The following is a 10149-nucleotide window of genomic DNA, read 5'->3' on the forward strand; positions in this document are numbered from 1 at the left end:
GGACTCCTTCGGCGGCGGTCGGCTCAGATCAGTGAGCGCACCCAGTCGTCCAGGTGCTCGGGGGCGGGGTGGGCGGCGGTGGCGTCCAGCCGGGCCAGCCAGGCCACGGTCAGCACGTCGCGGATCTGGAAACCGATCCCGCCGTCCGGTTTGCGGTTGCCGTCGAGGGCCTGGGCGAGTTGCCGGAGGACGGCGTTGCGCCAGGCGTACCGCAGCGGCCGGACCTTCTTGCCGAGCAGGGCGAGGGTGGTGGTCACCTGCCGCCGGATCGTCGCCTGCTGCTCGGCGCTCACCGCCGCGGACGCCGGCGCGTGCTCGCCGAGCGCGGCCCAGGCCAGGGTGAGCTGCTCGTGAACCATCCGATAGCGACCCTCCGGGGGCTCGCCCGCGGTCAGCCGGTTCAGCGCCTCCAGGAGCACGGCCGCCCGGACGGGATCCGGCGGATGGCTGCGCCGCGGGTCGATCGTGGCGTCGGCGGTGGGGTCCAGGCGGTGCAGCAGCATGGTGCACGGGTAGGCGGGCCCGGTCGCGAAGGTGGCGAACACGTCGCAGAACAGTTCCTCGGCCTGCGGGCCGGTGCAGCCCGGCCAGCCGCCGAGGGCCTCGGCGCCGAGCGGCCGCACGGTGTTGGTGATCGGGTCGTACAGGTCGAACCGCGTGGTCAGCACGTGTCCGAACTCGTGGGCCATCACCGGCAGGTCCCACACCCCGTGGTCGGGCACCCGGCGGCGGATCACGAAGGCGGCCCGGTGCAGGAACTCGGACTCGCCGGGCACCGTCGGGCGGGCCAGTCCGGGATCCACGGTGGCGGCCAGCTCCGCGATCAGCCGGTCGGCCTCGGCGCAGGCGCCGTCGTCGAGGCCGTCGCGGCGGGCCAGCGTTCCGGTGGCCAGCGCGAACGCCTCGTCGACCACGCGGTCGGTGGCCTGGCGCCGCTCGGTGAGGGCGGCCAGCCGGTCGGTGCTCACGTCGTACTTGCGGGTGCGGTCGGCGAGATCGGCCAGCCCGGTGTCGGTCTCGTCGATCGTGGTGGCGAGTTTGGCATACATGGCCTGGCCGGCGCCGGGCAGCTGGGTGGCTACGCCGGCCATCGCCTGACGCGCCCGCCTCAGCCGGAAACGGTCGAGCTCGATCCGGGCCAGGATCACGTCCTTGTCGGAGGGCATGGCTAGTCGCCGAGCGCCGGGGTGGCGGTGGCGCGGGCGACGACGAGGCGTACGCCCGGCACCCGCTCGAACGGCACGCCGGTGTCCAGGTAGTCCCGCCCCATCCAGACGGTGATGCCCAGGGCCGCCACGATGCCGCCGCCACCGGCCGCCAGGACCCACGCGGCGATCGGCGGGAACGCCGCCGCCACCGGCGCGATCACCCGGCCGAGTGCCCGCACGATCTTGTCGAGGGCGTCGACGATCCGGCCGTGCCGCTGCTCCAGCTCCTTCAACCGGTCGGCGCCCTCGCGCAGCGCGGCGTCCAGGTCGGTCCGGCCGCGAGCCGCCTGAACCGCGGTGGCCATCCTGGTCTCCAGCGCGGACACGGCCAGGACGTCCCGCGCCAGCTTCTGCGCGACGGTGCCGGAGTGCCCGTCCCACCACTTGCGAGCCCACTCGCCCACCTGGTCCTTGAGGTTGTCCGGCACCAGCCGGGCCAGGGCGCGCAGCGCCCGCATGACCGCCCGCATGCCGGCCCGGGCCAGCGCGGCGATCTTGTCGCCGGTGTGCAGCAGGGCCTCGGCCGTGCCCAGGGCCGCGCCGAACAGCGGCTGCACCTGCGAGCCGGGAATCGTGGCCAGGCCGGTGACGGCGTCGGCGCCGAGTTGCGCGGTGCGGCGCACGATGCCCGCGACGGTGGCCGGCAGGTCGGTGAAGAACTCCTGCGGGTCGCCGCTGGCGCCGGCGAACAGGTTGCCGACCGCGGACGTGCCCGCCTCCTGGAGCCGGTCGGCGGCGCTCAGGCCGTCGACGGCGCCGGCCAGGACCGTCGGCGGGGCCGGCGCGGGCGCCTCCGGCATGGTCGCGGCGGCCGAGGCGAGCAGTACCTCGCCCACCTCCAGTTCGGTGAGCGCGAGCGTCAGCTCGTCCTCGGCGGTGGGCGCCGGGAGACCCTCGACGGCCGGCGCGTCGTGCTCCTCGAGTCCGGCCACCGCGCCGGCGGACTCCCGGGCGAGCGCGGCCGACAGCAGGTCGCCGGCCAGCGCGAGCACCTCGCTCTCGTCGCCCTTGTCGAGGACTTCCTCGAGGTTGCGGGCGGCGTTCAGGACTCCGCGCACGTTGTGCCGATAGATGGGCGACGCAGACATGGGGACCTCGCCTCACTGTGCGGACGTCGTTGCCCCCGTGCTGTTACGACGGCGAGTCTGGCACCCCGGCTGCCGTCGTTCAGTCGGGTTGCCCCGTCTGTCAGAACCCCGACTGGCCCGGGGGCCCGTGCCACCATGGACGCCGTGATGCGGGACGTCGAACTGCTGACCGTGAACGACCTTTCCCAGTGCCTCGCCCTCGCGCGGGATCGGGGCTGGCCCGCCGAGGACCGCAAGTGGCGGCTGCTGTTCGAGCTGGGCACCGTGTTCGGCATCCGGGACACGGACGGCGAGCTGATTGCCACGGCGATCCTGACCCGGTACGACTCGCGGCTGTCGGCGCCGGCGGCGCCGCGGTCCCGCCCGGCCACACCCGCGGACCTGCCGGCGATCGCCGCCCTCGACACCGCGGTCGTCGGCGCCGCGCGCGGCGAGCTGATCGCGCGGCTGCCGGCGTTCGCCACCCGGCTGCACGTCCTCGAGGCGGGCGGCGCCGTCGTCGGTTACGGCGCGGCGTGGCCCGGTGTCGACCTGTTCGTGATCGGTCCCGTGCTGGCTCCGGATCACGACGGCGCCGCGGCGCTGATCACCGACCTGGCCGGTGGCGTGGACGCTCCGGTACGCGTCGATCTGTTCGACCGTGACCAGGCGCTGCGGGACTGGGTGGAGCGGTCCGGCGCGGTCTGGCGCAGCTCCGTCACGATGATGATCCGGGGCGGGGCGTCGCCGCCCGGCGATCAGCGACGGGTTTTCAGCCCGGCCATGCAGGCTCTCGGCTGATGTGAAGATCGTCGATAGCATGCGGGCATGAGGTGGTGGGGCCGGTTTCTGCTCATCGGCGGCGCGGGCGCGCTGGCCGGCAGTGTGTTCGGTGAGCCGGCCGCGGCGCCGGCGCTGGTCGCCGTCGCGGCCGGCCTGATCCTGTTCCTGCTCGGCGGCCGCTCGGGCGCCCGCGACCTGGTCGGCGACGCGACAGCGCAGGCCGCAGCCGGGCGCGACGCGACTGCGCAGGCCGCGGCAGGGCGGGACGCGACAGCGCAGGCCGCAGCCGGGCGCGACGCGACCGCGCAGGCCGCGGCAGGGCGGGACGCGAGGAGGCGGGCAACGTCGGCCGTCATTCCGGAGCGGCCGTCGTTCCAGCACCTCGGTCCCCAGGTCGAGAAGATCCTGTCGCTGGCCGAGGAGCAGGCGGCCGACATCATCGCCGAGGCGAAGTCGGCCGCCGCGCAGATCGTGGCCCAGGCGCACACCGAGGCCAAGCCCGACTGATCGGGTCAGGACGGCAGGGTGGCCTCGATCGCGGTGATGACCTCGGGCGCGTCGGGGGAGGTCCGCGGGCCGAACCGGGCCCGGATCACCCCGTCCGGTCCGATCAGGAACTTCTCGAAGTTCCACCGGATGTCGCCGGTGTAGCCGTCGGCGTCGGGCTCCTCGGTGAGCGCCTGGTAGAGCGAGTGCCGGTCGGCGCCGTTGACCTCGACCTTCTCCGTCATCGGGAAGGTGACGCCGTAGGTCGCGCTGCAGAACTCGGCGATCTCGTCGGCGGTGCCCGGCTCCTGGCCGCCGAACTGGTTGCACGGCACGCCGAGCACGGTGAAGCCGCGATCCGCGTACCGCCTCTGGAGCTGCTCCAGCACCGCGTACTGCGGGGTCAGCCCGCACTTGGAGGCGACGTTGACCACCAGCGTCGCGGTGCCCCGGAACCGGTGCAGATCCAGCGGCTCGCCGTCCAGGCCGGCGATCGGGACGTCGTAGAGGGACGATGACGACACGCGGTCCTCCTGATTGAGCTCAGACAGAGTGACGATCATAGGCACGCCGCGCCTGCTCGACCGCGTCGATGTTGGTCTCCGCCCACGCCTTGATCGCGGTCATCACCGGCAGCAGGCTCGCCCCGAGCGGCGTCAGCTCGTAGTCGACGCGCACCGGCACGGCCGCGGTGACCGTGCGGGTCACCAGGCCGTCGCGCTCCATCCCGCGCAGGGTCTGGGTCAGCATCTTCTGGCTGACGCCGGCGATCGTGCGGCTCAGCTCGCTGTACCGCTGCGGGCCGTCGGCCAGCGCGTTGAGCAGCAGGCTCACCCACTTGTCGCTGATCCGGTCGAGCAGTTTGCGGGCCGGGCAGGCGGCCAGATAGGCGTCGTACCGGCCGCGCTCGCCGGCGCGTCGCTGGGCCGCGGTGCGGGTGACCATGCCAAACCTCCGGGAGGGTTACGCACTTCCAGGTGCCTACTTCCTGGTGGAGAGTAGCGCTGCCTACGGTCGGCACATGCGAGCGGTGATCATTCAGGAGTACGGCGGTCCCGAGGTGCTGCGCGTCGCCGAGGTGCCGATCCCGGAACCGGGGCCGGGCCAGGTGCGCGTCCGGGTGGCCGCGGCGGCGGTCAACCCGGTCGACGTGCAGACCCGCACCGGCGCCCTGGCCCGGGCCGGTCTGCTGCCGCCGCGCGAGACGATCGGGATCGGCTGGGACCTGTCCGGGACGATCGACGCGGTCGGCCCGCACGTCACCGCGTTCGCGGTGGGGGAGCGGGTGGTCGCGCTCTCCGACCGGCTGGCGCTGCCGGTCAAGGCGCAGGCCGAGTACGCGGTGCTGGACACGGACGCGGTCGGCCGGCTCCCCGCGGACGCCGATCCGGTCGCCGCGGCGACGCTGCCGCTCAACGCCCTGACCGCCGCCCAGGCGCTGGACCTGGCCGGGCTGCGCCCGGGCCAGACGCTGCTGGTCACGGGTGCGGCCGGGGCGGTCGGTGGCTTCGCGGTGGAGCTGGCCGCCCGGTCCGGGCTGCGAGTGGTCGCGGTCGCCGCACGGCGGGACGAGATTTTCGTACGCGAAGCCGGCGCCTCGCACCTCGTCGCGCGGGGCACGGAGCCGGCTGTGGGCGTACGGGAAATTGTCCCTCATGGTGTTGACGCGGTGATCGATGCGGCTTCGCTGGGCGTGGCGGCGCTGGATGCGGTCCGCGGCGGTGGGACGTTCGTCGCGGTGCTCGGCGCGGCGCCGGTGCCACTGCGCGGGATCCGGGTGGCCAACGTGTGGATCCGGGCCGACGGGCCGCGGCTGACCGCGCTCGCGGCGGCCGGACTGCGGCTGCGGGTGGCGGACACGATGCCGCTGGAGCGGGTGGCCGACGCCCATCGGAGGCTGGAGAAGGGCGGGGTGCGCGGGCGGCTGGTCCTCGAGATCGACTAAATCTATCGGGGGTGTATATATTCTCGGGCGTTGCCGGGACACCGAGACGGAGTATGTCGATGACTGACGGGGTGGCGCTGCTCGCGCGGCCGGAGTTCACGTTCCTGCACGAGGCGCGTGCCTGGGACGCGACCGTGCGGCGGCTCGACCGGCCGGCCGTGAGTCTGGACCTGCCCGGCGGCCGTTCCGCGCGGGCTGTCGCCGCGGCCGTGGCCGGGGTGCTGGCCGACGGTGCGCCCCAGATCCTGGTGGGCCACGGCCGCGGCGGGGCGGCCGCGATCGCGGTGGCGCGCCTGCGGCCCGACCTGGTGCGGGCGCTGGTGCTGGTGGACGTCACGCCGGACAGCGAGGACCTGTGGGCGGCGCTGGAGCGGTCCGCGGCGCCGACCCTGCTGATCCGGGCGAAGCGGGGTGGGCTGTCCGAGATGGCGGTCGCCGAGTTTGCCGAGCGGGTGCCGGCCGCCTGGATCTTCGGGGTGGACGCCGCCGACGCGGTCCGGGAGAACCCGGCGGAGCTGGCCCGGCTGATCGGCATGTTCGGCGAGGGCCGCCCGGACCCGGTGCCCCAGGTGGTCACGCCGGCCGCACGCCGCCGCCCGCACCAGCCGCACCGCTCGGCCTGCCGGGGCCGTTGACCGGGATGCTTTGATCGATGGCGTGACGGGTGACGGCAAGGCTCTGGTGCTCGGTGGCGGCGGTGTCACCGGGGTGGCGTGGGAGATCGGGCTGCTGCACGGGCTGGCCGAGCACGGTGTCGGCCTGAGCGACGCGGATCTGTTCGTCGGCACGTCGGCGGGATCCGTGGTGGCGGCGCAGGTGCTGTCCGGGGTTTCCCTGGAGCGGCTGTTCGAGGCGCAACGTGCCGACGCCGGTCGGGAGATCGCGGCCCGCATCGGTGCCCGGGGCCTGCTGAGTTTCGTGGTCGCCGGGCTGTGGCCGGGCGACCCGGTGCGGGGCCGTGCCTGGCTGGGGCGGCGGGCACTGCGGGCCGGGACGGTGCCGGAGGCGGAGCGGCGTGCGGTGATCGCGCGGCGGATCGGCGACGGTGGCTGGCCGGCGACCCGGCTGCTGATCCCGGCGGTCGAGGCGGAGAGCGGCCAGGTGCGGATCTTCGACGCCGCGAGCGGCGTCTCGCTGATCGACGCGGTGGCGGCGAGCTGCGCGGTGCCGCTGGTCTGGCCGCCGGTGACGATCGACGGGGTGCGCTACGTCGACGGCGGGGTCCGCTCGGTGGCGAACGCGGATCTGGCGGCCGGTTGCCGGCGGGTGGTGGTGCTCGCTCCGGTGGCGCAGTCCGCCCGGCGCTCCGGGCGGCCTGCGGCGCAGGTCGCGGCGTTGGGGCCGGGGGTGCGCGGTGCGGTGATCTCGCCGGACGCGGCGGCCCGGGCGGCGATCGGCCGGAACGTGCTGGATCCGGGGCGGCGACGGCCCGCGGCCGAGGCGGGGCGGGCGCAGGCGGCGGCCGAGGCGCGGCGGTTGCGCGCTGTCTGGGAGTAGGCAGCCGGGTGGCCCGGCCGGACGTACCGTCGACGGGTGTCTGTCGAGGAGCAGTTGTTCGCATTGTGGAGTGCCCCGCCGGATGAGCAGCCGGACCCGGCCGGGCGGTTCCGGGCGGTCTACACCGACCCGGTGACGATCAACGGGGTGCCGATGACGGTGGCCGGGCTGGTCGAGCGGGCCCGCGGGCTGCACCAGGCGTTCACCGGGCACGAGATCGAGGTCGTCGACCGGGTCGCGGCGCCGGGCAAGCTGGTCGTCGCCTTCCGGCACACCGCGCGCCACACCGGCGCCTGGAGCACCCCGCTCGGCGAGATCGCCGCGACCGGGCGGACCGTCAGCGGGCTCGGGATCGACGTGCTCACCCTCGCCGAGGACGGCCGGGTCACGGCGATCTGGGTGCTCGCCGACGAGCTGCAACGGATCTTGCAGGTGCACGACGCGGGCTGACCGGATCGTCAGCCGTGGCGATATCGGGCGAGGACCCGCATGACCTCGGCCGCCGTGTCGCGCAGGAACGTGATGTCGTCCTCGCCGAAGTCGCGAGGCACCGCGTCGACGACGCAGTGCGCGCCCAGCACGTGCCCGCCCTCCTCGGTCAGCGGCACCCCCGCGTAGCTGCGGTACCGGGTCATCACCAGCATCGGGTTCGTCGCGTGCAGCGGATCGGTGGTGCCGTCGGTGATGCAGTACGGCTGCCCGGCGAGAACCGTGTGCGTGCACAGCGCCCACTCGGCGGGGATGCCCTGCACCTCGGCGGTGGTCGCGGACAGCCCGTGGTGGCCGATGATGAACTGCGCGCTGTCGAGCAGCATCGAGATCATCGACACCGGGGCGTGCAGGTGCTCGGCGGTGCGCGCGGCGATCCGGTCGAGTTCGGCGCGCAGGCCGGGATGGAAGATGTCGTAGGCGGCGATCCGGTGCATGCGTTCCGGGTCGCCGAGCCGGGCGAAGATCTCGGTGTTGCTCATGGCGGTCATGCCGGGCTCCCGGTGGCGAGCTGTGCGGCGGCGAGGTGGGTGTATGAGGACAGCCGGATGCGCAGTGCCTGGGCGCAGAGCCGGCTGACCGGATCCAGCCGGGTCATCGTGTCGACCAGGTGCAGCAGGGCGGCCTCGTCGGTCTCGGCGCCGGTGAGTGCGGCGGCGGCCAGCAGGCGGGCCCAGCTCGACCGTCCGGTGTGGCCGTGCACCCGGAACATGGCGTCGCGGGCGTCGGTCATGGTGGGCCGGCGCAGGCCGTACACGCTGGTGGCCGCCTCGTCAGTGGTCACGTCGGTCCTCAGTGGTGGAAGTTCCCGACCAGCGTGGTCAGGTCGCCGGCCAGCCGGGTGAGGTCGGCGGCGGCCTGCTGGGTGGCGGCGGCGCCCTCGGCGGTGGCCGAGGCGACCTCGGCCACCCCGGACACCGTCCGGGCGACGTCGCCGCTGTTGCCGGCCGCCTCGGCCACCGACCGGCTCATCTCGGCGGTGGTGGCGGTCTGCTCCTCGACGGCGGACGCGATGGTCGTGGTGTAGTCGCCGATCTGGCCGATGACGTGGGTGATCTCGCCGATCGCCTCGGCCGCCGTGCCGCTGGACTGTTGCAGCGCGCCGATCCGGGCGGTGATCTCGTCGGTGGCCTTGGCGGTCTGCTGGGCCAGGTCCTTCACCTCGCCGGCCACCACCGCGAAGCCCTTGCCCAGCTCACCGGCGCGGGCCGCCTCGATGGTGGCGTTGAGGGCGAGCAGGTTGGTCTGTTCGGCGATGGTGGTGATCAGCCGGACCACGTCGCCGATCTCGGCGCTGGCCGCGCCGAGCTGCGCGACCTCGGCGTTGGTGCGCTCGGCGACCATCATCCCCTTCTGCGCGACCTCGGCGGCCTGCCCGGCGCTGGAGGCGATCTCGGTGATCGAGGCGCTCATCTCCTCGGCGCCCGCGGCGATCGACTGCACGCCGTTGTTGACCTGTTCCGAGGCCTCGGTGGCCGACATGGCACGATCCGCGGCCTCGGCCGCGCCGGCCTGCAACTGGGCGCTGACCGTGGACAGCTCCTCGGCGGCGCTGGCCAGGGTCACCGCCGATCCGCCGATGGTGGTCACCGTCGCCCGCAGGTGTGCGGTCGCGTCGTCCAGGGCCCGGCCCATCTGACCCGGCTCGTCGCGGGACACCAGCCCGGTGCTGCGGGTCAGGTCGCCGGACGCCAGCGCCTGGCACACCTCCTTCACCCGGGTCAGCGACCGGACGATCATCAGCGCCACCCAGGTGCCGAAGGCCAGGGCGAGCAGGCACCCGGCCAGCAGCACGATGATCGAGGTGAGGCGGCTGGACTCGTAACGGGATCGCGCCGACGCGGCGTTCTCCGCGGCGTCGGCCGTCTCCGCGGCACTCAGCGAGTCCAGATCGGTCTTCAACTTGCCGAGGAGCGGGAGGGCTTGGGTGTCGCGGACCTTCTGCCAGCCGGCCATGTCGTTGGCCGCGCCCAGGGCGAGGAACCTGCCCTCGGCGAGCTTGACCCAGCCCTGCCACTCGGTCTGCATGTCGGCCAGCACCGCGGGATCGGCCGTCGGCCCGCTGGATCGGTAGTCGGCCACGGCCGTGTCGAACGCCGTGAGGTCGGCGTGGAACGCGTCGGTGTACTTCTTGACGGTCGGTGCGTCCTGCGAGATGGCCTCGTCGGCGACGTCCAGCCGGGCCTGGCGGGAGACCGACTCGATCTGCCCGACCGCCGCGATGCTGGACACGTTGTTGGTGTAGATCCCCTGGGCGGTGTCGCTGGCGTTCTTCAGTGCGGTCAGTCCCACGACGCCGACGATGACCGCGACGGCGACCGCGAGGCCGATGCCGCCGAGAATCTTGGATTTGACGCTGAGATCGGCGACGAATCCGCCCTTTTCATCTGCGCTCACAGTGTTCGTCAGCTCCCCACCTACCCGGGGCAGCGGCCGATCCGAGCCGGTCACTGTCACGGCCGGCATGCGGCCGTACTAATCCGATCGGTCTCAAAAAGCGTCGGCAAAGCGTCTGCTAAGTCGGACATTAAGGTATTTTCCCGTGAGATCGCGGGTGTGTCAGTGGACACGGATTCGACATCGAGCCGTCATTCTCTGTATTCCTCGCGTAGCTTTGACCGCTGCCCCGGGCGACGGAGCGCCACGCCTGGCGGACGTTGAGCCCGTGAGGTGG

General features: G+C 73.6%; 13 protein-coding genes. 6 read left to right on the forward strand and 7 right to left on the reverse strand.

Annotated elements, in window-relative coordinates:
* Window positions 1-23 precede the first annotated feature (23 nt).
* Together Aiant_RS39525 and Aiant_RS39530 are read right to left on the reverse strand one after the other, a co-directional pair.
* Window positions 24-1166, reverse strand: coding sequence for a hypothetical protein (locus tag Aiant_RS39525; RefSeq protein WP_189334867.1), 1143 nt, complete (start codon window positions 1164-1166; stop codon window positions 24-26).
* Between the two features lie 2 nt (window positions 1167-1168).
* Window positions 1169-2296, reverse strand: coding sequence for a hypothetical protein (locus Aiant_RS39530; RefSeq protein ID WP_189334866.1), 1128 nt, complete (start codon window positions 2294-2296; stop codon window positions 1169-1171).
* A gap of 147 nt (window positions 2297-2443) precedes the next feature.
* On the opposite strand from Aiant_RS39530, the gene Aiant_RS39535 reads away from it, so the two are divergent.
* Window positions 2444-3076, forward strand: a complete 633-nt coding sequence (locus Aiant_RS39535) for a GNAT family N-acetyltransferase (protein WP_229831085.1) — start codon at window positions 2444-2446, stop codon at window positions 3074-3076.
* 27 nt (window positions 3077-3103) lie between these two features.
* Entirely contained in the window at window positions 3104-3565 is a 462-nt protein-coding gene (locus tag Aiant_RS39540) for a hypothetical protein (protein ID WP_189334865.1), read from the forward strand.
* Between the two features lie 5 nt (window positions 3566-3570).
* On the opposite strand, the gene Aiant_RS39545 is transcribed toward Aiant_RS39540, so the two are convergent.
* Window positions 3571-4068 (reverse strand): glutathione peroxidase, encoded by a 498-nt coding sequence (locus tag Aiant_RS39545; RefSeq protein WP_229831083.1) that lies wholly within the window; start codon window positions 4066-4068, stop codon window positions 3571-3573.
* Window positions 4069-4087: 19 nt separating this feature from the next.
* Window positions 4088-4489, reverse strand: a complete 402-nt coding sequence (locus Aiant_RS39550; RefSeq protein WP_189334863.1) for a winged helix-turn-helix transcriptional regulator — start codon at window positions 4487-4489, stop codon at window positions 4088-4090.
* Window positions 4490-4565: 76 nt separating this feature from the next.
* Here Aiant_RS39550 and Aiant_RS39555 point away from each other — a divergent pair, with 76 nt between their 5' ends.
* From Aiant_RS39555 to Aiant_RS39570, 4 genes are read left to right on the forward strand one after another with little or no spacing between them, the layout of a single operon-like run.
* Window positions 4566-5489: an NADP-dependent oxidoreductase gene (locus tag Aiant_RS39555; RefSeq protein ID WP_189334862.1), complete on the forward strand. Its 924-nt coding sequence runs from the start codon at window positions 4566-4568 to the stop codon at window positions 5487-5489.
* Window positions 5490-5548: 59 nt separating this feature from the next.
* A complete protein-coding gene (locus Aiant_RS39560) occupies window positions 5549-6124 on the forward strand; it encodes an alpha/beta fold hydrolase (protein ID WP_189334861.1) in 576 nt (191 codons plus the stop codon).
* Between the two features lie 22 nt (window positions 6125-6146).
* On the forward strand, window positions 6147-6986 hold the full coding sequence (locus Aiant_RS39565; RefSeq protein ID WP_189334860.1) for a patatin-like phospholipase family protein: 840 nt from the start codon (window positions 6147-6149) through the stop codon (window positions 6984-6986).
* A 36-nt stretch (window positions 6987-7022) separates the two neighbouring features.
* Window positions 7023-7436 carry an ester cyclase gene (locus tag Aiant_RS39570; RefSeq protein WP_189334859.1) on the forward strand — a complete coding sequence of 138 codons (414 nt, stop codon included), beginning with the start codon at window positions 7023-7025 and terminating at the stop codon, window positions 7434-7436.
* 8 nt (window positions 7437-7444) lie between these two features.
* Here Aiant_RS39570 and Aiant_RS39575 read toward each other — a convergent pair whose 3' ends face one another.
* From Aiant_RS39575 to Aiant_RS39585, 3 genes are read right to left on the reverse strand one after another with little or no spacing between them, the layout of a single operon-like run.
* A complete protein-coding gene (locus Aiant_RS39575; protein WP_189334858.1) occupies window positions 7445-7966 on the reverse strand; it encodes a GAF domain-containing protein in 522 nt (173 codons plus the stop codon).
* Entirely contained in the window at window positions 7963-8259 is a 297-nt protein-coding gene (locus tag Aiant_RS39580; RefSeq protein ID WP_229831081.1) for a hypothetical protein, read from the reverse strand. The genes Aiant_RS39575 and Aiant_RS39580 overlap by 4 nt, the downstream gene beginning before the upstream one ends.
* An 8-nt stretch (window positions 8260-8267) precedes the next feature.
* On the reverse strand, window positions 8268-9872 hold the full coding sequence (locus Aiant_RS39585; protein ID WP_229831078.1) for a methyl-accepting chemotaxis protein: 1605 nt from the start codon (window positions 9870-9872) through the stop codon (window positions 8268-8270).
* Between the last annotated feature and the right edge of the window lie 277 nt (window positions 9873-10149).

The organism is Actinoplanes ianthinogenes, from assembly GCF_018324205.1.
Taxonomy (GTDB): domain Bacteria; phylum Actinomycetota; class Actinomycetes; order Mycobacteriales; family Micromonosporaceae; genus Actinoplanes; species Actinoplanes ianthinogenes.

Excerpts from the sequence above, each read along its gene's own strand:
- Aiant_RS39525 (WP_189334867.1), bottom strand. The coding sequence starts at position 1,166 with ATGCCCTCCGACAAGGACGTGATCCTGGCCCGGATCGAGCTCGACCGT.
- Aiant_RS39530 (WP_189334866.1), bottom strand. The coding sequence starts at position 2,296 with ATGTCTGCGTCGCCCATCTATCGGCACAACGTGCGCGGAGTCCTGAAC.
- Aiant_RS39535 (WP_229831085.1), top strand. The coding sequence starts at position 2,444 with ATGCGGGACGTCGAACTGCTGACCGTGAACGACCTTTCCCAGTGCCTC.
- Aiant_RS39540 (WP_189334865.1), top strand. The coding sequence starts at position 3,104 with ATGAGGTGGTGGGGCCGGTTTCTGCTCATCGGCGGCGCGGGCGCGCTG.
- Aiant_RS39550 (WP_189334863.1), bottom strand. The coding sequence starts at position 4,489 with ATGGTCACCCGCACCGCGGCCCAGCGACGCGCCGGCGAGCGCGGCCGG.
- Aiant_RS39555 (WP_189334862.1), top strand. The coding sequence starts at position 4,566 with ATGCGAGCGGTGATCATTCAGGAGTACGGCGGTCCCGAGGTGCTGCGC.
- Aiant_RS39560 (WP_189334861.1), top strand. The coding sequence starts at position 5,549 with ATGACTGACGGGGTGGCGCTGCTCGCGCGGCCGGAGTTCACGTTCCTG.
- Aiant_RS39575 (WP_189334858.1), bottom strand. The coding sequence starts at position 7,966 with ATGACCGCCATGAGCAACACCGAGATCTTCGCCCGGCTCGGCGACCCG.